This window comes from Peredibacter starrii (assembly GCF_034259205.1).
In the GTDB taxonomy this organism is placed as follows: Bacteria; Bdellovibrionota; Bacteriovoracia; order Bacteriovoracales; family Bacteriovoracaceae; genus Peredibacter; species Peredibacter starrii.
Map to the genome: position 1 here is coordinate 1,517,051 of NZ_CP139487.1, position 20,429 is coordinate 1,537,479.

Sequence of the window (20,429 nt, forward strand, 5' to 3'; positions counted from 1 at the left end):
TTTCAGAGGAGGTTTTTATGATTCGCAAGCTAAAATCAGGTGAATACCGAATCTATTCAAGGAAGGTAAATCCTCAGACCGGTCACAGAAGAAATCTCGGAACTTTTAGCTCTAAAGAGGAGGCCCTTCAGCATGAACGTGAGATACAATATTTCAAGAGAAGAAAAGCCTAAGGAGGCCTTATGAAAAATACAACATCAAAAGGTTCTTTCATGCATACAGTAGGCGATGCTATTGAAAGAGTAGGTGAAATTGTAACAAAAATGGGTGCCGCTAAACTAGGAACCAAAATTTATAATTTTGGTAACAAAGTAGAACATAGCCGAGAATAATATTCTGGAGTTAGAGTGTCAGGTTCTCAATGTTTTCTGGAGTCGTCCGATACAACGTCTATGAGATACCTATACCTAATTCCATTCTTTTTTATTTCAACTGCTTTTGCTAAACCGTGTGGCCTTCAAGGCACAGTGGAAGATCGTATTAAGGACTGTAACCAATCAAAGGGTAATTTCGTTTTAGTTTCAGCGACTGATAAAGGAGTTGAATTTTATCAAGATACAAAGACCAAACTCATTTGGGGGAGCCGTATCCCTACTGATTTTAACCATTATGGGTCTCAGAAGGCCTGTGATGATGAAGTATCAGGTTACGAAGTATTGGGTTCTTTGAAATGGAGACTTCCCTCTATTCGGGAGTATGAAACCGCAGCGGCCAATGGTATGAAAGAGGCCCTACCAAATATGAATCACTGGTTCTGGTCTTCAACTCCAGTTAAAACGAGAAGAAAATACCGCAGACGTGCAGTGCCTGCGAGTGTGTATTTGTGGGACGGCTCAGAACAAAAAACGGACGTCGGCGATCTCAAAGATGGCGCCTCGGTCCGTTGTGTTGCTAAAGACTCTTAGTGTTTGAAATACTCACACTTGAAATTTTCAATTTTGCTGAACTTTGCATCAGCATCCCATTGGGTCATTTCAGGAAGAGTTTTAAGACACTCTTTTCTGAGTTCATCTGAGTACCTAACACTTTCGATCGCTTCTAGTGAGAGTCCACGATAATCGACGTACTTTTTCTTAGACGACTCCATTTCATAACAACCGTCATAACATCTTTCGACAGTGTAAGTGCAGCTGTAACTGCAAGCGGCGTCTAGTAAGAGAGGGGAAGTATTGGCGTGAGCGAGAGTAGCAGAAATGAGAGTAAGAGTTCCTAGTGCGAGAGTTTTCATAAAGGCCTCCTGGGTTTGCGGGAGAGTTATTGCAAATCCAGAAGACCTAAACAATCGTCAAAAATTCATATGATTCATTCTTTTTTTCATGAATCCAGAATGGACTCAAATCCACCATATATCATTCTTGAGCCATCAAACGGCATGTTCTTGCCCATCTCCTTCATTTCAGGAGCTTCCATCATGTATTTATCCGCTTTATCCCGAATTTCTTTCGACGGATACTCGATCCAGCTAAAGATGATCTCTTCGTCTTCTTTTGCCTTAACAGCGCCAAAGAAGTCTGTCGTTTTTCCATGAGGAACATCACTTTGCCAGCATTCCACCACACGAGTGGCACCATGCTCTTTCAGAATCTCTGCGAACTTTTTAGCGTGTTCACTGTAGAGCTGTTTGTTGGCCTTCGGTACTGCTGAAATAAATCCTTCTACGTACATAAAACCTCCATGGTTATGATGGGTCTCATAGTAGAAACGTAATAAGTTTTTGTCAGTAAACTGAGTCTTACTGTTTGCACTTGCGGGAGAATTCAGGATAAAGGGATTCACACTTTTCTTTCAAAGGCGTATCCTGATTTTAGTTCGAAGGAAGTCGGAAGAGTAAAATCGGAAGACGGAAAACGAACGAAAAATGGTCTTCGAAAGAAGGCCATTTTTATTTTGTACTAAACGGCTCCCCAATCGCATAATAATTCCCACCAGCAACATGATGAATGCTTCTCATTGAAGGATCAGCATTTTCGAAGTGCCAATGACCATTACTAAATACCCGAGTATCAGACCAAGCACCCACAACTTCCCCGATGAACAAATCATAGGTCTCTTGATTATGCGGTTCTGGAATAAGTTTGCAAGCGAGCCAAGCTGAGCAGCCTTTTACGAATGGTAAATCAAAACCTTCGAACTTAAGCAGTTCAACGCCGGCCTTTTGAAGTTTATTTGGATCATTATGAAGAGTACTGCTACCAACTGCTTGAGTAAGTTTTAATTGAGCAACAGTGGGAACCTGAATCACAAACATTCCACTTTTCTCAACTAGATCGCGAGTCTTGGTCGACTTATCCAGCACAACGGTAAGTTTAGGAGGATCAAAGTCCAGAGCACATGCCCAGGCCGCGGCCATCACATTATCTGTGCCGCCAAAGCGAGCAGAAACAAGAATGGTAGGACCGTGGTTAATCAAGCGGAAGGCCTTTTTTAACTCAACCGGGGCAATGTGACTGTCCATATAAAACTCCGAGACTAGATTTTCGACATATCCATAACAAAGCGATAACGAACATCGCTCTTAATGACTCTCTCATAAGCTTCATTCACTTGAGAAGGCCTAATCACTTCAATTTCTGGAGTGATGTTGTGCTTAGAACAGAAGTCGAGCATTTCTTGAGTTTCTTTGATTGAACCAATAAGAGAACCAGCGTAGCTTCTGCGTTTCATCACAAGAGGAAACGGATGAATTGAAAGTGGCTTCTCCGGAAGACCTACGACTACCAGTGATCCATCAGTCTTCAAAAGGTTGAAGTAATCATTCATGTTGATCTCAGCTGAGACCGTATTGATGATCAAGTCAAACTTCGAAGCATTCTGTTCGAACACTTCTGGATTCTTAGTTGAGATAAAATTGTGAGCACCAAACTTCATCGCATCTTCGCGTTTTTTGTCAGAGTGACTGATCACCGTAACTTCAGCTCCAAGAGCAGCAGCAATCTTCACACCCATGTGACCAAGACCACCCATACCCAGAATACCAACTTTCTTACCAGGACCGGCATTCCAGTGATTCAGAGGCGAGTAGAGAGTGATACCAGCACAAAGAAGAGGGGCCGCTTTATCAAGAGGAAGATTCTTTGGAATTCTGAGAACGTAGTTTTCATCAACTACGATCACATCCGAGTAACCACCTTGAGTCGGAGTAACACCATCTTTTTCCATGCTGTTGTAAGTAGCGTTCATTCCTACATCACAGTATTGCTCAAGGTCTGCTTTACAGTGAGCACATTCACGACATGAATCAACGAAACAACCTACACCAACATGATCACCAACTTCATACTTCGTTACTTTCGGTCCAACCGCGCGAACAACGCCTGCGATCTCGTGTCCCGGAACAACCGGATAATTCGCTTCACCCCATTCACTTCTCACAGTGTGAATGTCAGAGTGGCAAATTCCACAAAATTTAATATCGATAATTACGTCATAATCCTTCGCCTCACGACGAACGAATGACCATGGTTTAAGTGGTTCTTTGGCATTGAAGGCCGCCATGCCTTTAGCTTTAATCATTGGAATTCCTTGGTTTGGGATGGGCCCAGTTTTCTAAGATTTTAAGCTGGTCGAATGATCTGCGAAATGAGAGAAATCTTTATGAACTTGTTAGTAAAACTTAATAATCGATTATCCTATGCAAAATGACCAACTCAGCGGAATCATTGCCTTAAAGACCGTTGCCGAGAAACAAAGCTTCACCGCAGCAGCAAAGACTTTAGGCGTAACTCCCTCGGCAATCAGCCAAATTATCAAGCAGCTAGAGCAGCGTGCTGGGGTGGCGTTATTATCAAGGACCACTAGAAGCATCAGCCTTACAGAAGCTGGAAGTCAGTTTCTTACTCAAACTGGTCCGGCGATTGATCAAATTCTTCATGCGTTTGAACATGTGGGTGATTACTCGAAAAAACCTACCGGTCTTTTGCGAATTAACCTTCCGAGAGTTGTTTATCAATCTTATCTCGCACCCATTGTTTACAGCTTCATCGAAAAATATCCAGAGGTCACAGTTGAGCTGTGTCTTGAAGATGGAAAGTCGGATGTTGTAGGGAACGGCTTTGATGCCGGTATCAGACTTTCAGACATTCTCGCCAAAGACATGGTCGCAGTAAAACTTTTTGGGCCCGTACATTTTGTGACTGCTGGCTCTCCAGCGTACTTTGATAAAATGGGCAGACCGAAACACCCGAAGGATCTTCTCTCGCATAAATGCTTTCCGATTCGCTTAGGAGACAGACTCTATGATCGTTGGGAGTTTGAGCATAAGGGCGAAGAGTTTCAAGTGCAAGTGAAGGGTGCACTCATTATGAATGATTCTTCTCAGATTATTGATGCGGCCGTGAGTGGACACGGGATTCTTTATTCTTCAGAGGATTCAATTAGGAAGAAGGTCGAGTCGGGTGAGTTAGAGATTGTTCTCGAAAAATACAAGGCGACGAGTACGGGATATTATTTATACTATCCTAAACAGGCGCAAGTTCTTCCGAAGCTTCGTGCTTTTATTGATCATATTAAGAAGGGACAGGCATGATTGAAGTAGTAAGAGACGAGTCAGTTAATACTTTCCTCGATGAGGCCGGCCCTTTGTTATATCAAAATGAGCCGACGAATAGTCTCATCCTCGGAGTTGCAGAAGGCATGCTTCGATCTGCACCCAAAATTCCTCCGCTTCTCCTAAGAGTTTTGGATAATGGGCAAACGATCTCTGCGGCAATTCAAAATCGACCTTCAAATTTAATTCTTTCGAATGGCACATTAGAAGGCATGGAGGAACTGAGTCAGTTCCTCCACCAGCTCGGTGCGAGTATTCCTGGTGTGGTTGGTCCTTCGAAGGAAGTTGAATTCTTTGCAAAGAGTTGGTCAATTCTAGCAAATCAAAATATTGAATTTGGAATGTATCAAAAACTCTATAAATTAGAGCAAGTCATTCACCCGACTCAAGTCTCAGGCTCACTCAGAACAATTATGCCTTCTGAAGTTGATCTTGTTACGAAATGGATGCTGGGTTTCGCCGCTGAATCTTTACCTCCGGCAGAGAGGCATGACGAGAGTTATTGGAAGGAATTTGCCGAAAAGACCATCAGCAATCAATTTGCCCATTGTTGGGTCGTAAATGATGTACCTGTTGCACTTGCCTGTATTAGTCGTCCCACTTTAAATGGTATCACTATTAACGGAGTTTATACTCCTGTTGAATATCGAAAAAAGGGATATGCTTCACATGCAGTGGCTCGCCTAAGTCAAAAGATGCTCGACTCTGGAAAAAAGTTTTGCGTACTTTACACTGATCTCGCAAATCCAACTTCAAATAAAATTTATCAGGACATTGGGTACAAGGAAGAATCGGATTCGAAATTTTACAATTTCAAAGCTACACAGGCAAAGTGAAGTGGAAAGTCGTTCCGCGGTTGACTCTACTTTCGACCCAGATTCTCCCCCCATGGGCATGTACTAGACCTTGAGCAATGGAGAGTCCGAGTCCCGTTCCTTGCTTTGCCGTTGCTTTGGCCTGCCAGAAACGATCAAAAAGATGGGGGATGTCTTTCTCTGAAATACCGGGCCCTTGATCGGCCACTGCTAAATGGACTGCTTCGCCTTCATTTAAAACTCGAACTTCCACCTTTCCGCCTTCTTTGGAGAATTTGAGAGCATTCGAAATTAAATTTGAAAGAATCTGGAGAACCCTAATTTTATCACATTTAATAATCAGTGGATTTGAGGGGAGAGTATTAGTAATTGCGATGGATTTCTTTTCTGCCATTGGGTTAAGCAGTGACTCAGCTTCAACCACCAGTTCATTCAAATTTTCTTCCTTGACCTCTAACTCCATCTTACCAGATTCAATCTTTCTCATTTCGAGTAAGTCTTGAATCAGGGTCTGCATGATAAAGACCGCTTTTTGAATGCCATCAAGATTTTTAACGATCTTTTCCGGATTTGGAAATTCACCAGTGATATTTCTCATGGCCATCTGACAATTGAGCTTGATGGTCCCCAGTGGATTTTTTAAATCATGAGAAACAACTGACAGGACATCGTCTCTTGAACGAATCGCCTCGAGACGACCCTGACTCTGAAGTCTGATTCTTTTCCCAAAATAAATAATAAGTCCCGAAAGGCCAATCGTTAGGAAGAGAAGAATGGTGGAGGTGAGAGTGATCTCTTTTACCATCTTTCTTCTTGCTTCATCAACTTGCTCACTTTCTTCTTGATATCTCTGTCTTTCCAGGTCAATTAGACCCACTTCATCTTCTCTAAGTCTGGCATTAAGCCTGCGAAGTTTTGGCCGTGAAAGTTCTTTAACCTTTTCCCCTTTTGAAAGTGGAAGGAGTGACATGATGTAATGGATTTTTTCCTCTTGGCCTTTCAGAATGTTCTCAAGAAGTTTCTCGTCTTCTTTTGTTTTGAGCTTTTGAACTGTCTGCTGATAAAACCTCATCGTTTCATCCAGGGCTTGTTTATCTTTCTCATCTTCCCTAATGACATAATTGACTGACTGGATGTTAATAAGGTGTGACAGATTCCTTAAGTACTGCCCGCTTGAAATACGATCGAAGTGATACTCCATATCATCAACAGACTCGCGGTGATTAACGTCCATCTCGTGAAATACTAACTGTCTTCCATAAATGAAGATCACTACAATGAGCGTAAGTAAGGCTGCCAGGACATATTCAAATTTTATATTTTGAAGAGGGACCCGCGTGTTCATGCTCACATTATAGTGAAATGCACCCCGCCAATGGTATAAACCGAGTTTTAGGGTAATTTCAAGTTGGTTAAGCTTGCAAGAGTTGAGGCTTTCAAGAGATAAAATAAGGATGAAATACCTTATTTTATCCATCGTATTTTTGTCTTTTTCTGTCTTCTCACAAGATTCTGTCGGGGAGCAGCGAACTGCAGTTGTGTTCTTTGATCTCCTGGAAGATGGTAAAGAACCTTCCATTGAGCTGTTTCAAAAAGCGATCTTTAACGAATCAAAGTCAGTAAATAATTACGTAAAAGAGGTCTCTCATCAAAAGGCCTGGCTGGTGGGAAAGACTTATCCGTGGTTACGACTTAAAGGTCTTGGGAAAACTTGTTACCTTTCAAGTAATGAGGTCCTGGAGTCCATCATTCAAAATAAACTTCTGGATCTGACTAAAGTTGATCGACTGTTGGTTTTTAATCACATGAATCACACTGGTGAGTGTGCAAAGAACAATAGTTTTGGATTTTCGACCCACGGGAAGGAAACTTACAGCACTTCAATTGGTGAAGTTAAATTGAGTCTCGCCCAGTTCAGTGCCACAAATCGTTTTGTTCTGCCGAAGCTTCCAGTTCAATCTCTTACGAATATCACTTCATCGGTGATTGCTCATGAACTTGGTCATTCATTTGGAGCTACTGGACACTCAAATATTTTGGATTGTGGAAAAGATGTTGTGAGCTTTGATCGCTCGAAGTGTACTCAGTCTGCCATTGCGGACATGTTCACCCTCATGGGAGGGGAAGGCTTCTACAGACCTTCACTTCATTTTTCTGCCTGCCACAAGGAAGAACTCGGCTGGATTGGAACGAAAGATGAGAGCTTGATCGTACTTAATAAAGAAGGCAGCTCTCGCCGAATTAAACTTCGTCCTTTTACGACAGTAGGAAAGAATGTCTCAGTTCGAATTAATCTCGAAGGCCCGTTACCAGTTCCCTGTGTGAACCCAAATAATTGTACGGTTGCAATCCAATCATTGTTCCTTGAATACCGAACTGCTCGTGGATTTGATGAGAACATCTCGAAGCTTCCGCTTGAGAGTTCTCGCTATTATAACCAGATTGTCATGTCACCGGAGTTCTATCAGGCCTCAAAAGAAATTAAGACCAACGGCATCCAGCTTCGTGGTGGTTTTTATAAAAACGATAAATGTATGACCTCATATAACCTGGATGTCACACCTGAGTCACTTCATTACCGTAATCCACAGAACAACGAAGTTCTTTCTTATTCTCTCTACGATAATCTCGATTCATTTCTTCTTCCTGGCATGACTTTTACTGAATCTGTGAATGGTCTGAGCATTTCAATGAAGGAAATCGATAAAGAGGGGAATGCTGTTGTAGAGATTCAATACTAACGATCAGGTCCGTATCCCGCCAGCAAGGTCTATAAGATAGAGTTAACCTTTCTTTAAAGAGAGGTAACTATGAATTTTGATAACAAAACCGTACTTGTCACTGGGGCCAATCGAGGAATTGGTAAGGCCTTGGTCGAAGCACTATTAAAGAAGAATGTAAAAAAGGTATACGCTTGTTCTAGGGACATTAAAAATGTTCCGGACTTCGGAGATTCTCGCGTGGTCCTAATTCAACTTGATATTTCGGATAGTACGCAAATTCAAAATGCCACAAGAAATGCTCGGGACACGCAGATCCTCATCAACAATGCAGGAGTTATTAGCCCTGGTGGTCTTTTTGATTGTGATCTCAAGCGGGATATGGAGATCAATTATTTTTCAACGATCCAAATGATGAAGGCCTTCGTTCCTGTTTTAGAACAGAATCCTGAGGCCAGAATTATTAATATCGCTTCCATTGCAAGCTATGTGAATTTTCCTTTCATCGCTGGGTATTCGGCCTCAAAGGCCGCACTTTATTCCGCTACTCAAGCGGCCCGAATAGAATTGAGATCTAAAGGCATTGCTGTTCATGCTGTAAATCCAGGTGCAATTGATACAGACATGAATAAGGGCAGCACCATGGATATGACTTCTCCAACGGAAGTGGCCTTTAGTATTTTGAACGAAGTCGAAAAAGAAGTGGAAGACATTATCCCGGACAAGATCGGAAGAGGTATGTATGAAATGTGGGAGAGATCTCCTAAGGAATTAGAGGCATTCTCGCGTAAGATGTACGAAGAGCTAACGGCCGGGAAATAAAACGACTCGGTCGATATCAGTCTTTGGCAATCGTTTCATGAGAATACTTTGTGCCTCTTCAAAACTATAACGAGCACTAGAGTGAATAAGAACAATCTTTTCACTCTTAATACTTGGTAGCCTAGGAATGAGTTCATCCAAATGAGTGTGACCCCATTCCTTGGCACTTGCCACAGTTTTCTTTTCATTTAAGTACGTGGCCTCCATCAAAAGGATTTTGGAGTTGGCCACTTCCGGTGCTTTATCCAAGAATTCAATTTGAGTATCACCTGTGAAGCTTACAACGAGTTCAGTTCTTTCTTCTGTGGGGTCTTCGCCACGCTGTCTAAACGCTGCTATTTCCTCAGAGGCCTTTCCTTCCAAGTCCTTCCTGAGTTTTCGGAATCGTCTATAAATCGAATAACCCAGAGAAGGAATTCGATGAACAGTTTCAAAAGTTTTGACCAAATACCTACTGGAGAGGGTGAAGGCCTCATTTGTTTTTAGACCTGTAAATTGAAAATCGTACTGGTGTCCTTCGATGAGGCTCCACTGATTCATAATCTCTTTCATGGGTTCAACCATACTCTCGGGCATGTAGAAGTGAGGAGTCTTGTGGGAATGCATCGCCTTTTGAGAGATCACATAAGGAATGCCCGCTGAATGATCCATATGTCCGTGAGTAATAAGAAAATGATTCATTCCAATCGCATGAGGCAGTCCCTGTGCGAGATCAAAGGCGAGGGAGAGTTCGGGAATGGCTATACTGGTTCTAACACCCGCGAGAGAGAGTCCGTTGAAATTTAATCCTGCATAGGTCCATTGACCGGTATTCATAGCCATTATTATTCAGCAACAAAACATAATCGTATAGTTAGAGAATAGGCCTTTAATTCAGTCCGGTGTTCTTAAGTTTAAATCCATTCTGACCTTTGCCATGTGCCAGCTAAGATAGTTGAATGGAAACGGGATCACACCTAACCTCATACTTTATTCTGGCCCTCGCAATCGGACTCTTTATCGCTTCTCTTTGGATGCGATCCAGTCTGAAAAAAGAAATTCGTAAAAAAGATGAAGCACTTCGGATGAAGGAAACTGAGTTTAATGAACTCCGAATGCTGGCGGCCGGTGTTACTCACGAGATTAATAACGCTGTTACTATTGTAATAGGACGTGCTGATCAACTGGCGCGAAAAAACGATGATCCTCAACAAGAAAAAATCTTCAATAGCATTAAGAAGGGCTGCGACCGAATTGTAACAAGTGTTAAAGGACTTCGTCAGTTCATTTACCCTGATACAAGAGAGGTTGAGACTTATATTGATCTTGGTAAGCTCATTGAAGATGTGATGAAGCTTACTGGTCAGCGACTTCGTAATCACGGAATTGAACTGCGCCTTCGAGGAGTTGAAAATAAATTCGTCCGAGGACGTATCAGTCAACTCGAGCAGCTTTTGACCAATCTCTTAAATCAATCTGTTGAGAGACTTTCTGATCTTCCAGAAAAATGGGTGCAACTGATTGCTGCCGATGAGCAGGGCGGTCTGAATATCTATTACATGGATTCCAGTGGAGATATTGGTGATAAGATCAGCCACAAGCAATTCAGTGAAATCCTTGAACGAAATCACGGTCACCTGACTGTTAACCAAAACAATCTTGTGATGGAACTTTCAAAACCAGCTCCAGAGAAATTTCACATTTGACCTCAACCTAACTTGAGGTACTAAAATGGCCCCCTTATTCATATTCAAGGGGGAGTTTTATGGATTATTCCTTTTTCAAGGTGATTCATTTCGCAAGTATCGGAGCGATGGTTCTTAGCCTTTCTAAAAAGTCGTACTGGTTGTTTGGTCTACTTTGGATTCTCGTCTTGGCCTCTTCATTTGGTTTAGTTTCCACTTTAGGTCTTCATGAAAATTTTCCAAAATGGGCAGATGCTAAGTTTGGTCTTTGGATCATCATGGGTGCCCTGGCACTCACATCAAAATTTAAGCCTCAATTGGGCAAGTCTTTTTCCGGGATAACTGGTCTCTTACTCGTTGGGGCCATTTACTTAGCGGTCTACAAACCTTTTTAATCATTGAGTCTTGCCCAGATCGGGCCAAATTGTGTTATGATAGCGGTCCGGGCCCAAACCCGGACTATATGAGAGCATAAACCATTCTAAATCGATCTATTTACTAATTTAGAGCGCACCTTTCGAGGTGTGGAGTGGTGTTATGACAATAGTATTCAATAACGTCGGCTTTGAATGGCCGGACGGTCAGCAAATATTTAAGAGTATCAATTTTTCACTCGAGACCAAAATCTACGGATTGATTGGACCTAATGGTGTGGGGAAGACCACGCTTGCCAATCTCTTGTTGGGTGATCTTGATCCGACATCGGGAACTATTTCGAAAGGTTCCGAAGTCGTACACATTTTTCATCAAAAAGAAACTCCACCAGAAATTTCTCTTTCTGAATATCTGATGGAGACCAATGCTTTTGAAGAATCTCTTTTACTCTCTTTCTTGAAGAATCTTTCTTTGGAGCAAACTTGTTCAAGTTTAAGTGGTGGTGAATGGGCGCGGGTGAGGCTTGTGAAGACGGCCGCATCTGGTGCCTCTTTTATTATCCTCGATGAACCAACCAATCACATGGACCGGGAAGGGCGAGATGTGATTCAGGAGTTCTTGAATTTCTTCAATGGTGGAGTTCTCATCATTTCCCATGATCGAGAAATTCTGGAAAGAGTAGATAAGATCATTGAACTTTCTAATCAAGGTCTCTCTTTATTCTCAGGAGGCTGGGGCGAGTATTCCATCTGGCGCGAACGAGAACGGGACAAACTTGGACACGATCTTGAGGAAGCAAAGAAAAGAAAGGCCGCTAGCATTGAAGAGCGACAAGAGAAAGTTGAGAAACAACAAAAGCGACTGGCCCAGGGAAAGAAGATGGGTAACAGTGGAAGTTTGCCGCGAATTCTAGCTGGTGGAAGAAAGAGAAGGGCCCAACAAACCATGGGAGACATCGATAAGAACACGATGGAAAGACTCAATGAGGCGGTAAATGATGCTTGGGACGCTTTTCAAAAACTAAAAGTTGATCCCGTGATGTTTGCCAATCTTCCTCAGGTTGAGATCCCTCAAGGGAAGCTTATTGTAGAGGCACGTGATTTTAATTTTCATTTTGATGGCCAAGAGGATCTTTGGTCCAATGATTTGAGTTTTACTTTTCATGGGCCAGCAAGATTGGCCATTACCGGGGCAAATGGTTCAGGTAAATCCACATTGCTTCAACTATTTTTAGGTAAAAATCTTCCAGGAGAGAAAAGAGGGTCACTGGGCTTTGGATCAGTGGAAGTTGGACTTATTGACCAACACTATTCGGTTCTCAATCATGATGAAAGTGTATTTGATAATGTAAGGTCGGTAACTCAAATGAGTGACAAGGACCTCAGAAACGCACTCGCCATGTTTCTCTTTCAGGGTGAACGAGTTTCTCAAAAAGTCTCAGAGCTAAGTGGTGGAGAGAAGCTCCGTGCATCTCTGGCGAAAGTCCTTTTGAGTGAACCTGTTCCACAAGTTTTGATTATGGATGAACCCACGAACAATTTGGATATGCCGAATATCGAATTCTTGGAGAGTCTACTTCTTGAATTTAACGGTGCTTTGATTGTGGTCTCCCATGACCATGTATTTTTAGAGAATTTGGACCTCACAGGGATCATTGATCTTAGCTGATTATGGAAAAGAATTTAAAAGAACATGTTCCGAAGATCGTTTCACTGGAGCGATCTCGGATCATGTCCAAAATTAAAAGTAATGGAAATAGATCCACTGAACTAAAAATCAGAATGCATCTGGTTCGTATGGGCATTTCCGGCTGGGAGATGCAGAGAAAAGATCTCCCGGGGAGACCCGATTTCTATTTTCCGAAAAAGAAGTTGGTCCTATTTGTGGACGGTTGTTTTTGGCACGGGTGCCCGAAATGTTTTAAGGGAACTAAAACAAATAAGGCCTTCTGGAACACTAAAGTGGAATCTAATAGGAAAAGAGATCGACGCAATAATAAGTACTATCGCGGCATGGGAGTGAAAGTGATAAGAATCTGGGAACATGAGATTGATAAGAAGAAAGAATCGTTATACGGTATTCTTTGAGGTGACAATGAAAGTTTTATTCCTTACAGCTGCATTAGTTTTAGTTTCTTGTTCTCATAAGTACCCTGATCCAAAATCTCCTTTACCAGAAAACATGGAAGAAGCGGTCACGTCGAATTTTCGTACTCCTGAGAACGAAGAACGTGATGAATATCAGCATCCGAAAGAAACACTCGATTTCTTTGGCATTAAACCAAATATGACCGTGGTTGAAATCTCGCCTGGTGCCGGTTATTTCACAGAAATTCTCGCTCCCTATCTGGCGAAACAAGGTCAGTTGTATCTCGCCGTTCCTCGTATGCCACCAAGACCTTCTCCAGTTCTGAAAGAAAACGAGAAAAAACTTCAAGACATTCTTCTGAGAAACCATGAAGTTCAGAATCACACTAAGATCATTCCATTTGAGCCGGTGGATAAGCGAAACAAGATTCCAAAAAATTTCGCTGATGCAGTTGTGAGTTTTAATAGCGTTCACAATTGGGTAGCAAAAAGATCTGCTCATGCCTCGTTTCAATTCTTCTTTGATGTTTTGAAGCCCGGCGGGACACTAGGGATCGTTCAGCACAGAATTCATGATGGTAAAAAGCGAGTGCCAAAAAGTGGTTACCTTTATGAGAAGGAAGTTATTTTCTTCGCCACTAAAGCGGGCTTCAAACTTGTTGGGCGCTCTGAAATAAACGCCAACCCCAAAGACACTGCCGATTATCCAACGGGTGTCTGGACTCTTCCTCCGACTTATCGTCTAGGAGAGCAGGACAAGGATAAGTACGAAGACATTGGCGAAAGTGACCGAATGACCTTGAAGTTTGTGAAGCCTTAGCCTTACAATAAGGCATGGAAAATCAATTTTTTAAGGCCTTCATATCTCTCTTCGTTGCTATCGATGCTCTAGGTGCTCTACCTTTCCTGGTGGGTCTCACTAAGAAACTTTCGGAAGAAGACCGTAAAAGCCTTATTTACCGCGCCACTGGTTCTGCCTTATTGATTGGATTGATTTTCATTTTTGGTGGTCGCGCGATCTTTAATTTCCTAGGTATTACTGAGAGTGACTTCCGCGTGGCCGGTGGTTTACTTCTTCTTGTGTTCGCTATCCGTGATCTTCTGGATTCTTCAAGTCACCAGGGTGCCGCGGCCCCAACCAGAGTTGGAATTGTTCCTATTGCTGTTCCACTTATGATGGGTCCAGCGGCCTTGACAACTCTAATGGTAGGGACTGAACAATACGGTCTTATTATTACGATTCTCAGTTTATTAATTAACCTCGCGATCGTGTGGGTGATGTTTGCCCGTGCGGGTTGGATCGTTAATAAGCTTGGAGAAGACGTTAGTGATGCGGTCACAAAGATCTTCTCGCTACTTATTGCTGCGATTGGAGTGATGTTGATTCGTTCAGGTCTGATTGAGATGTTTAATCTTTAACTTCTTCTTTGTCTTCAACCGCTGAAAGTGGGAAGACCTGAAAAGAGAAACGGTAGACTTCACTTCGATCGGTTTCGTTCATGAGAGAAATAATTTTCTGCCTGAAATCTCGTATCATAGATTTTACTTCAACCAACTTGTTCGGATCAATCGCGAGAGTAATTGTTGAATAGTCTCTAAGCTCCATCGGAGTGGTTTTAAGCTTTTCTTTCGCCATTTCTAGAGCATTGTAATGAGACTGACGAATGGCCTGTGAAGGCACATCAGCAGTCGTGGAAACATTCACGTGGATTTTTTGATAACGAAGCTCTTCGTCTAGCATGATAAGTTTCTTTTCGACCAAAATGTCCAACACCTCTTTTGCCCTGACCATTGAGATATTGAGTTTTTTACTGACATTGTCGATAGTCACTTCAAAGTCTTTAAAATCAAAAAGCTCCAGACATGCCATAAATTCCCAGTCGGTGATTATGGGCTCATGAAAGTCAGACTCAAGTATGAAAACCTGTCTTTGGTAATGGCGATTAATTTTAACTTTATCTATGACTGACGGATCAGACTTCATGCTATTACGGAAAAGGATTTCGTTTTCTGGAGTCAATTGAAGTTTATTAAGAACGAGTTGAGCGTCTTTTTCAGTTAGGGTCCTTTCACCTTTTATCGCCAAGCTTAAAATAGAAGGATGAATGTTAAGATCCCTGGCATAGGCCCTAAGTGAATATTTTGGATTCAACGATTGCTTTTGTTTTAGCCCTTCTTTGAGGGTGCGAGAATAAAAAGGAATGTTGTTCATAGATTTCAGTTAACATATAAAACTAAAAAAATCGTTATTATTTAAAGATCTTCACAAATCTTAACTGCTACATATTGTTACAAAAGTATTTGTTACACTTGATTACAACGTAGGCAGTTCTTTCCTTGGATCAGGTTCTTAACTTAATGATTCTCCAATAAATGATTGTAACTGGTAAGTCGTTACACTTTTGGGAGCGGATCTTGCTCATCATGAAAATCTGGTCCTGATAGCCCTTATCCTAGTAATAGGGTCTTTCTGGAGCACGTTATGAAGGTCTTCACTCTTAGTTTATTATTGTTAGTCTCTGGTGGTTGCCAGGACACTTCTATGATTATGGGTAAGATAAATGTAAATATTAAAGATTCCTATTCGGCACCTCCGAAAATATACGGAGTGAGAATTGAGCATAATCAATTAATCGTTACCGGAAAGAACCTCAAAGGGGTTTCGGTCGCAAAGATTCAAGGTGGTACCAATCATAACTTTCAGATTGAATCTAAGACTGAGGAGAAATTGGTTCTAAATGCCAAAAATGCTCTCACTTTGCTGGTCGGTGGAACATTCAATCTTATCGTCTCAAATGCTTCTGCTTCGGCCACATTTCCAATAACTGTCGAGCTTCCATCAATGGGAGCAGCAGCTGGGCAATACCTTCGTTTCAATGGAACGAACTGGGTCCCGGCCTCGATCACAAATACTCAAATATTTGCTGGCTCCTATGATGCTTCTACAGATTCTCCCGACATCGTCGCGCTTGGGGGAACTGCTGGCTCTTATTATATCGTGACCGTTGCTGGAATTCAGGATCTGGGAGCAGGTCCAGAAACTTATGGAGTTGGCGATTGGGTGATTTTTAATGGCTCGAGTTGGATCAAACTTGAGGCCCAGGCAACGGGCGGAGTGACCGGCTTTAATGGAAGAACCGGTGCAGTGGTTCCATTAAGTGGAGACTACTCTTGGAGTATGCTCACTAAGGCCGCAGGAAAACTTAACGGTTCAAAGCTTTCAGAAATTGCGGATGTTGATGTGACCGGTATTCAAGATGGTGATGTTATTCAGTGGAATGCTGCTGATTCGAAATGGGAAGCAGTTCCTGCGCCGTCACCAACTATTACCAATGGTTCCATTACGACAACTCAGATTGCTGATAGTGCCATCGATTCGGACAAAATCATTGATGGAAGTATTGTGAACGCGGATATTTCTGCAACGGCCGCGATTGCTCAATCAAAGATTGCTGGACTTACAACGGCCCTCAATGACAAAGAACCGACTATTCCCACAGGGACAGTGAATGATTATGTGAGAGGGGACAAGACCCTTGGCTCATTTAGTTCGAGCTTCTTAAATACGGTCCTGACTGGTTATGGAATGGGAACTGCGATTCCGATTACACCACTGGATACAATTAACCAGGCACTCGGAAAATTAGAGGCGAAAGATGCTACTATCATTACCTCTCAAGCAAGTTATGTTCCTCTTGATGGCTCCAGTGTTATGACCGGAAATCTTCAACTCGGTGGTAAGCTCATTACCAATCTTGGAGATCCTTCTGGAAATTCGGATGCTGCAAACAAAAAATATGTTGATGATAAGGTGGCAGCGATTGGAGCTGGATCCACTCAGTGGACCACTTCTGGATCAGATATTTATTACGATACTGGGAGAGTTGGAATTGGAACCGCGTCTCCTGCTTCGAAACTACATCTCGTCAGTGGAGCTTCATTATCGCCGTCGACAAATGCAAATTCACCTCTCGTTATCGAGGGTACTACATCCAATGGTAACGTTAATATTCAGCTAATTTCCGGGAATACAAGATCAACCTCTATTCTTTTTGCAGATCCTGATAGCTCGTCAGGTGCCGGTTATTCTGGTGCAGTGATGTACGATCATGGCACTGATAAAATGAGTTTTCGTACAGGAGTCGTGGCGGTTGATCGCCTTCTTATTGATTCTTCTGGTAACGTAGGAATAGGTACAACAACACCTGATGCTTCGGCGGCACTGGATGTGACTTCTACCTCAAGTGGTTTCTTATTACCACGAATGACCACGGCACAAAGGAACGCCATTCCTTCGCCGGCCAATGGTCTTATGGTTTTCGATACTGATATAAAATCTCTGTTCGTGTATCAGGCAACTGTTTGGAGACAGGTGGGGGATCGACTCATGAGTTTAGAGCAACTCAGGTTTCTGCCGCAGCGACATTCCCAAGCGGAACTGCGACTGATGTCATCTATACGAATGAAGAATATGACGTTTCTAATTCGTACAATGTAACAAATGGAACCTACACAGTGCCTGAGGATGGGACGTATTATTTCTCATGGGCCATTTATCTCTCAAATGTGGGAAAGTTACATACAAGAAATTCAGAACTATGGGTGGATGGTGTAGTGAAGGCCCGATCTTCCGAAGTCATCACCACAGGAGCGAACGAGGGTGCACTCAATGGTTCTACCATACTTCGATTATCCGCTGGTCAGGTCGTGCGGGTACGTGCATTTGGCATATCAAGTGATGCTTCGAGCGTAGTCGCATCAGCGAACACTGCGAATCAAGTTTGGAACTTCTCAGGAGCTCGCATGGGAGGGGCCGGTGGGCAAGCTGGATCAGATAATCTAGGTAATCACCTGGCCACGCAAAATTTGAATCTTGGCATTTACAAGCTCGTTGGGAATGGTGGAACTTCGGGCCTGAGCATATCCAGCTCTGGTAACGTTGGAATTGGTACCACGAGTCCTATTGCAACTCTTCACGTAAATGGAGGTATTTATTCAGGAGCGATTAGTACAGCAGGAACGGTTTATCAAACTTCCAGTGGCATTGCTAATGGAACGAATGGACGGGTCGACTCATCAGGAAGTAACTCAACTGCTTGCTATAATGGTGCATGGGGGTTCTGGGGTTATTGCACATCACTTCGTTCGACTAAGAAAGATATAAAAGATTTAAATCTAGGTCTAAATACCGTTTTAAAAATGCGTCCGGTCTCTTTCGTGTGGAAAAATAACAATCAGGAAGATCTTGGTTTCATCGCTGAGGAAATTGAGAAAGTAGATCCTCTCATGGCGGAGTATTCGAAGGGCAAACTCTCGGGTGTCAAGTACAGCTCATTAACATCCCTCTTAACGAAAGCGATTCAAGAGTTCTATTCTGAGTTCACAGGACAGCGTGAAGAGTTGGAAAGATTGAAAAAAGAAAATGCCGAAATGAAGGCCAGGTTGGCAAAGATCGAAGCTATGTTGGAGAAAAAATAGGAACCTCAATCGGCATAGTTTCAGAATCTCTAATGACTCCGAACTTTGAAAGTTCCATTTTTAAATGATTCAGAGGGGGCATGCAGTAAACCCGTCCTTTCTTTCTCGCCTCCATTTGCATCAGCATGAGGACACTTGTGACGAGTAGGGGAGCTTCTTCAAGTAAGGTCAGGTCAAAAATAAAAGTACTTATTTCTTTGACCGCCTCAATCTTTAAGAGTGTGGACTCGAATTGATGTAAATCTTCTTTCCGTATTAATCCGGAAATTCCAATGAACATACTGTGTATGTTTTCTTTGATGACTATTTCAAATGAATGATCCATTTATTTATTAACTATTAAACAGGATTCATTCATCAACTTAATTTAGAGGTACCCATACAGTAACTGTTTCTAAGAAATTATGTTACACTCACTTGCATGAAAAAAATGTTATTGCTTCTCCTGTTGGCCTCTTGTTCTCACCAATCTTTTCAATTACCAACTACCAAATATGACCGTAAGGAATGGAAGCATTGGGTGGATGAAGATCGTGACTGTCAGAATACCCGTCAGGAAATTCTCATTAATCGTTCATATACGGATGTGAAGCTCAATAAAAAAGGATGCACAGTCATCAGCGGGCGCTGGAAAGATTACTATTACCCACAAGTTCACACAGACGCTAAGAACGTTGATGTTGATCACCTTGTTCCACTAAAGCATGCTCATGAACATGGAGGAGCTGGTTGGAGTAAGGAGCAGAAAGAAGCCTTTGCTAATGATCCGGAGAATCTCGTGATTACTTTCAGGTCCTATAATCGTAAGAAAGGGGCGAAAGGGATTGATGAATGGCTTCCAGTGAATCACGATTACGCCTGCAAATACATCAAAGACTGGCAGTGGGTGAAATCAAAGTACAATCTGGCGATTGGCCCGAAAGAGCAGAACACCATTTCTAAGAGTAAGTGCAAAGATTAATCTTTCTTCGATTTATCTTCCAAGTTCGACAAGGGGAAGACTTGAAACGAAAAGCGGTAAACCTCTTTCTTATTTCCTGTGCTCATGAATTTAATCATCTTCTGGCGAAAGGCACTTATCATGGCCTTGGCCGCATCTAATTTGGCCGGATCAATGGCGAGAGTCACAGCAGAGTAATCCCTTAACTCCATAGGGGTCGTTTCAAGTTTTTCTCTGGCCATCTCCAGACCTCGATGATGAGACTCGCGGATGATGTTAGAAGGAACATTGTCAGTAGTTGCAAGACTATGGTGCACTTTTTGATAGACCAGGTTTTCATCTCTTCGGATAAGTTCTTTTTCGAGGAGTATATTCAAAATCTGCTGAGATCTTTCAATACTTAGATTCAGCTTTTTACTCACATTTTCTGCATCTACTGTAAAATCAGCAATGTCAAAAAGCTCTAAGCAGGCGAAGTATTCCCAGTCGGTGATTATGGGTTGATGAAAATCTGATTCGAGAAGAAAGACCTTTTTGTTCCCCGGTGGCTGAACATCTTTAAAACTTTTTCGAAATTTTACTTCTTCGTTTTGTGCAAGATTCAGTTTGCTAAGCACTGCCTGTGTATCTCTTTCCGTCAAAGCTCGTTCGCCTTTGATTGCCAGGCTCAATACAGATGGATGAATATTGAGTTCCTTGGCATAGGCCCTGAGAGAGTACTTTGGGTTCAACGCTTGCTTTTGTGTTAGTCCTTTTTTGAGGACATGAGAGTAAAAAGGAATGTTGTTCATGGAATTGAAATAACATAAAAAGACCCAAAAATTTGATCTTCACAAGAAGTCCACGCAAACTGAACATTCATTAAGGCAAAAAATTCTTACTTCTCTTTAAGAAAAAGAAATAAATAACTGTAACAAAAAGGCCTTGTAACAGTCGGTAATTTCTTAATAATTAACTGAATATTCCAATATTTATAGTCGAT

Annotated in this window: 25 protein-coding genes; 16 read left to right on the forward strand and 9 right to left on the reverse strand. The window is 42.2% G+C overall.

The genetic code is table 11. The features are described from left to right. Positions 1-17: 17 nt before the first annotated feature. The 3 genes from SOO65_RS07590 to SOO65_RS07600 are packed head-to-tail and all read left to right on the forward strand — an operon-like array spanning position 18 to position 905. Positions 18-173, forward strand: coding sequence for a hypothetical protein (locus tag SOO65_RS07590; protein WP_321398987.1), 156 nt, complete (start codon positions 18-20; stop codon positions 171-173). A 9-nt stretch (positions 174-182) separates the two neighbouring features. Next, positions 183-332 carry a hypothetical protein gene (locus SOO65_RS07595; RefSeq protein ID WP_321398989.1) on the forward strand — a complete coding sequence of 50 codons (150 nt, stop codon included), beginning with the start codon at positions 183-185 and terminating at the stop codon, positions 330-332. 60 nt (positions 333-392) lie between these two features. After that, the gene (locus SOO65_RS07600; RefSeq protein ID WP_321398991.1) at positions 393-905 is read left to right on the forward strand and encodes an Lcl domain-containing protein; all 513 of its coding nucleotides are present in this window, start codon (positions 393-395) and stop codon (positions 903-905) included. On the opposite strand, the gene SOO65_RS07605 is transcribed toward SOO65_RS07600, so the two are convergent. The 4 genes from SOO65_RS07605 to SOO65_RS07620 all read right to left on the reverse strand — a co-directional run bounded on the left by SOO65_RS07605 (position 902) and on the right by SOO65_RS07620 (position 3,513). Further along, complete coding sequence (locus SOO65_RS07605) at positions 902-1,228, reverse strand: hypothetical protein (RefSeq protein ID WP_321398993.1); 327 nt, start codon at positions 1,226-1,228, stop codon at positions 902-904. The two genes, SOO65_RS07600 and SOO65_RS07605, sit on opposite strands and share 4 nt — an antisense overlap. An 86-nt stretch (positions 1,229-1,314) precedes the next feature. Continuing rightward, a complete protein-coding gene (locus tag SOO65_RS07610) occupies positions 1,315-1,665 on the reverse strand; it encodes a DUF1428 domain-containing protein (protein ID WP_321398995.1) in 351 nt (116 codons plus the stop codon). 217 nt (positions 1,666-1,882) lie between these two features. Continuing rightward, positions 1,883-2,455, reverse strand: a complete 573-nt coding sequence (locus SOO65_RS07615; RefSeq protein ID WP_321398997.1) for a flavin reductase family protein — start codon at positions 2,453-2,455, stop codon at positions 1,883-1,885. Between the two features lie 14 nt (positions 2,456-2,469). Next, complete coding sequence (locus SOO65_RS07620; protein ID WP_321398999.1) at positions 2,470-3,513, reverse strand: NAD(P)-dependent alcohol dehydrogenase; 1,044 nt, start codon at positions 3,511-3,513, stop codon at positions 2,470-2,472. A gap of 118 nt (positions 3,514-3,631) precedes the next feature. On the opposite strand from SOO65_RS07620, the gene SOO65_RS07625 reads away from it, so the two are divergent. Further along, the gene (locus tag SOO65_RS07625) at positions 3,632-4,525 is read left to right on the forward strand and encodes a LysR family transcriptional regulator (protein ID WP_321399001.1); all 894 of its coding nucleotides are present in this window, start codon (positions 3,632-3,634) and stop codon (positions 4,523-4,525) included. Continuing rightward, complete coding sequence (locus SOO65_RS07630) at positions 4,522-5,382, forward strand: GNAT family N-acetyltransferase (RefSeq protein WP_321399003.1); 861 nt, start codon at positions 4,522-4,524, stop codon at positions 5,380-5,382. The genes SOO65_RS07625 and SOO65_RS07630 overlap by 4 nt, the downstream gene beginning before the upstream one ends. On the opposite strand, the gene SOO65_RS07635 is transcribed toward SOO65_RS07630, so the two are convergent. Beyond that, positions 5,366-6,706 carry a sensor histidine kinase gene (locus tag SOO65_RS07635; RefSeq protein ID WP_321399006.1) on the reverse strand — a complete coding sequence of 447 codons (1,341 nt, stop codon included), beginning with the start codon at positions 6,704-6,706 and terminating at the stop codon, positions 5,366-5,368. The genes SOO65_RS07630 and SOO65_RS07635 overlap by 17 nt on opposite strands. A 109-nt stretch (positions 6,707-6,815) precedes the next feature. Here SOO65_RS07635 and SOO65_RS07640 point away from each other — a divergent pair, with 109 nt between their 5' ends. Together SOO65_RS07640 and SOO65_RS07645 are read left to right on the forward strand one after the other, a co-directional pair. Beyond that, complete coding sequence (locus tag SOO65_RS07640; protein ID WP_321399008.1) at positions 6,816-8,102, forward strand: hypothetical protein; 1,287 nt, start codon at positions 6,816-6,818, stop codon at positions 8,100-8,102. A 69-nt stretch (positions 8,103-8,171) separates the two neighbouring features. After that, a complete protein-coding gene (locus SOO65_RS07645; protein WP_321399010.1) occupies positions 8,172-8,903 on the forward strand; it encodes an SDR family oxidoreductase in 732 nt (243 codons plus the stop codon). Here SOO65_RS07645 and SOO65_RS07650 read toward each other — a convergent pair. After that, positions 8,886-9,719 (reverse strand): MBL fold metallo-hydrolase, encoded by an 834-nt coding sequence (locus tag SOO65_RS07650; RefSeq protein WP_321399012.1) that lies wholly within the window; start codon positions 9,717-9,719, stop codon positions 8,886-8,888. The two genes, SOO65_RS07645 and SOO65_RS07650, sit on opposite strands and share 18 nt — an antisense overlap. A 122-nt stretch (positions 9,720-9,841) precedes the next feature. On the opposite strand from SOO65_RS07650, the gene SOO65_RS07655 reads away from it, so the two are divergent. The 6 genes from SOO65_RS07655 to SOO65_RS07680 all read left to right on the forward strand — a co-directional run bounded on the left by SOO65_RS07655 (position 9,842) and on the right by SOO65_RS07680 (position 14,448). Continuing rightward, positions 9,842-10,588 carry a HAMP domain-containing sensor histidine kinase gene (locus SOO65_RS07655; RefSeq protein ID WP_321399014.1) on the forward strand — a complete coding sequence of 249 codons (747 nt, stop codon included), beginning with the start codon at positions 9,842-9,844 and terminating at the stop codon, positions 10,586-10,588. 59 nt (positions 10,589-10,647) lie between these two features. Then, on the forward strand, positions 10,648-10,962 hold the full coding sequence (locus tag SOO65_RS07660) for a hypothetical protein (RefSeq protein WP_321399016.1): 315 nt from the start codon (positions 10,648-10,650) through the stop codon (positions 10,960-10,962). 142 nt (positions 10,963-11,104) lie between these two features. Continuing rightward, entirely contained in the window at positions 11,105-12,610 is a 1,506-nt protein-coding gene (locus tag SOO65_RS07665) for an ATP-binding cassette domain-containing protein (RefSeq protein ID WP_321399018.1), read from the forward strand. Positions 12,611-12,612: 2 nt separating this feature from the next. Next, entirely contained in the window at positions 12,613-13,029 is a 417-nt protein-coding gene (locus SOO65_RS07670) for a very short patch repair endonuclease (protein ID WP_321399020.1), read from the forward strand. Positions 13,030-13,036: 7 nt separating this feature from the next. Next, on the forward strand, positions 13,037-13,849 hold the full coding sequence (locus tag SOO65_RS07675) for a class I SAM-dependent methyltransferase (RefSeq protein ID WP_321399022.1): 813 nt from the start codon (positions 13,037-13,039) through the stop codon (positions 13,847-13,849). 14 nt (positions 13,850-13,863) lie between these two features. After that, positions 13,864-14,448 carry a MarC family protein gene (locus tag SOO65_RS07680; protein ID WP_321399023.1) on the forward strand — a complete coding sequence of 195 codons (585 nt, stop codon included), beginning with the start codon at positions 13,864-13,866 and terminating at the stop codon, positions 14,446-14,448. Here the strand turns inward: SOO65_RS07680 and SOO65_RS07685 are convergent. Further along, a complete protein-coding gene (locus SOO65_RS07685) occupies positions 14,438-15,241 on the reverse strand; it encodes a DUF4423 domain-containing protein (RefSeq protein ID WP_321399025.1) in 804 nt (267 codons plus the stop codon). The two genes, SOO65_RS07680 and SOO65_RS07685, sit on opposite strands and share 11 nt — an antisense overlap. 270 nt (positions 15,242-15,511) lie before the next feature. Between SOO65_RS07685 and SOO65_RS07690 the strand changes: the two genes are divergently transcribed. Next, the gene (locus SOO65_RS07690) at positions 15,512-17,527 is read left to right on the forward strand and encodes a phage tail-like protein (RefSeq protein ID WP_321399027.1); all 2,016 of its coding nucleotides are present in this window, start codon (positions 15,512-15,514) and stop codon (positions 17,525-17,527) included. Beyond that, positions 17,482-18,507 (forward strand): tail fiber domain-containing protein, encoded by a 1,026-nt coding sequence (locus tag SOO65_RS07695; RefSeq protein WP_321400190.1) that lies wholly within the window; start codon positions 17,482-17,484, stop codon positions 18,505-18,507. The genes SOO65_RS07690 and SOO65_RS07695 overlap by 46 nt, the downstream gene beginning before the upstream one ends. On the opposite strand, the gene SOO65_RS07700 is transcribed toward SOO65_RS07695, so the two are convergent. Beyond that, positions 18,488-18,832, reverse strand: coding sequence for a hypothetical protein (locus SOO65_RS07700; RefSeq protein WP_321399029.1), 345 nt, complete (start codon positions 18,830-18,832; stop codon positions 18,488-18,490). The two genes, SOO65_RS07695 and SOO65_RS07700, sit on opposite strands and share 20 nt — an antisense overlap. A 96-nt stretch (positions 18,833-18,928) precedes the next feature. Here SOO65_RS07700 and SOO65_RS07705 point away from each other — a divergent pair, with 96 nt between their 5' ends. Next, on the forward strand, positions 18,929-19,468 hold the full coding sequence (locus SOO65_RS07705) for a GmrSD restriction endonuclease domain-containing protein (protein ID WP_321399031.1): 540 nt from the start codon (positions 18,929-18,931) through the stop codon (positions 19,466-19,468). Here the strand turns inward: SOO65_RS07705 and SOO65_RS07710 are convergent. After that, positions 19,465-20,238 carry a DUF4423 domain-containing protein gene (locus tag SOO65_RS07710; protein WP_321399033.1) on the reverse strand — a complete coding sequence of 258 codons (774 nt, stop codon included), beginning with the start codon at positions 20,236-20,238 and terminating at the stop codon, positions 19,465-19,467. The two genes, SOO65_RS07705 and SOO65_RS07710, sit on opposite strands and share 4 nt — an antisense overlap. Positions 20,239-20,429 lie beyond the last annotated feature (191 nt).

What these genes read in the sequence shown, in the direction of transcription:
- SOO65_RS07700 (WP_321399029.1), bottom strand. Translation starts at nt 18,832, where the DNA reads ATGGATCATTCATTTGAAATAGTCATCAAAGAAAACATACACAGTATG.
- SOO65_RS07655 (WP_321399014.1), top strand. Translation starts at nt 9,842, where the DNA reads ATGGAAACGGGATCACACCTAACCTCATACTTTATTCTGGCCCTCGCA.
- SOO65_RS07640 (WP_321399008.1), top strand. Translation starts at nt 6,816, where the DNA reads ATGAAATACCTTATTTTATCCATCGTATTTTTGTCTTTTTCTGTCTTC.
- SOO65_RS07660 (WP_321399016.1), top strand. Translation starts at nt 10,648, where the DNA reads ATGGATTATTCCTTTTTCAAGGTGATTCATTTCGCAAGTATCGGAGCG.
- SOO65_RS07680 (WP_321399023.1), top strand. Translation starts at nt 13,864, where the DNA reads ATGGAAAATCAATTTTTTAAGGCCTTCATATCTCTCTTCGTTGCTATC.
- SOO65_RS07645 (WP_321399010.1), top strand. Translation starts at nt 8,172, where the DNA reads ATGAATTTTGATAACAAAACCGTACTTGTCACTGGGGCCAATCGAGGA.
- SOO65_RS07615 (WP_321398997.1), bottom strand. Translation starts at nt 2,455, where the DNA reads ATGGACAGTCACATTGCCCCGGTTGAGTTAAAAAAGGCCTTCCGCTTG.
- SOO65_RS07675 (WP_321399022.1), top strand. Translation starts at nt 13,037, where the DNA reads ATGAAAGTTTTATTCCTTACAGCTGCATTAGTTTTAGTTTCTTGTTCT.
- SOO65_RS07590 (WP_321398987.1), top strand. Translation starts at nt 18, where the DNA reads ATGATTCGCAAGCTAAAATCAGGTGAATACCGAATCTATTCAAGGAAG.
- SOO65_RS07600 (WP_321398991.1), top strand. Translation starts at nt 393, where the DNA reads ATGAGATACCTATACCTAATTCCATTCTTTTTTATTTCAACTGCTTTT.
- SOO65_RS07595 (WP_321398989.1), top strand. Translation starts at nt 183, where the DNA reads ATGAAAAATACAACATCAAAAGGTTCTTTCATGCATACAGTAGGCGAT.
- SOO65_RS07610 (WP_321398995.1), bottom strand. Translation starts at nt 1,665, where the DNA reads ATGTACGTAGAAGGATTTATTTCAGCAGTACCGAAGGCCAACAAACAG.
- SOO65_RS07605 (WP_321398993.1), bottom strand. Translation starts at nt 1,228, where the DNA reads ATGAAAACTCTCGCACTAGGAACTCTTACTCTCATTTCTGCTACTCTC.
- SOO65_RS07635 (WP_321399006.1), bottom strand. Translation starts at nt 6,706, where the DNA reads ATGAACACGCGGGTCCCTCTTCAAAATATAAAATTTGAATATGTCCTG.
- SOO65_RS07665 (WP_321399018.1), top strand. Translation starts at nt 11,105, where the DNA reads ATGACAATAGTATTCAATAACGTCGGCTTTGAATGGCCGGACGGTCAG.
- SOO65_RS07670 (WP_321399020.1), top strand. Translation starts at nt 12,613, where the DNA reads ATGGAAAAGAATTTAAAAGAACATGTTCCGAAGATCGTTTCACTGGAG.
- SOO65_RS07620 (WP_321398999.1), bottom strand. Translation starts at nt 3,513, where the DNA reads ATGATTAAAGCTAAAGGCATGGCGGCCTTCAATGCCAAAGAACCACTT.
- SOO65_RS07650 (WP_321399012.1), bottom strand. Translation starts at nt 9,719, where the DNA reads ATGAATACCGGTCAATGGACCTATGCAGGATTAAATTTCAACGGACTC.
- SOO65_RS07690 (WP_321399027.1), top strand. Translation starts at nt 15,512, where the DNA reads ATGAAGGTCTTCACTCTTAGTTTATTATTGTTAGTCTCTGGTGGTTGC.
- SOO65_RS07705 (WP_321399031.1), top strand. Translation starts at nt 18,929, where the DNA reads ATGAAAAAAATGTTATTGCTTCTCCTGTTGGCCTCTTGTTCTCACCAA.
- SOO65_RS07685 (WP_321399025.1), bottom strand. Translation starts at nt 15,241, where the DNA reads ATGAACAACATTCCTTTTTATTCTCGCACCCTCAAAGAAGGGCTAAAA.
- SOO65_RS07625 (WP_321399001.1), top strand. Translation starts at nt 3,632, where the DNA reads ATGCAAAATGACCAACTCAGCGGAATCATTGCCTTAAAGACCGTTGCC.
- SOO65_RS07710 (WP_321399033.1), bottom strand. Translation starts at nt 20,238, where the DNA reads ATGAACAACATTCCTTTTTACTCTCATGTCCTCAAAAAAGGACTAACA.
- SOO65_RS07630 (WP_321399003.1), top strand. Translation starts at nt 4,522, where the DNA reads ATGATTGAAGTAGTAAGAGACGAGTCAGTTAATACTTTCCTCGATGAG.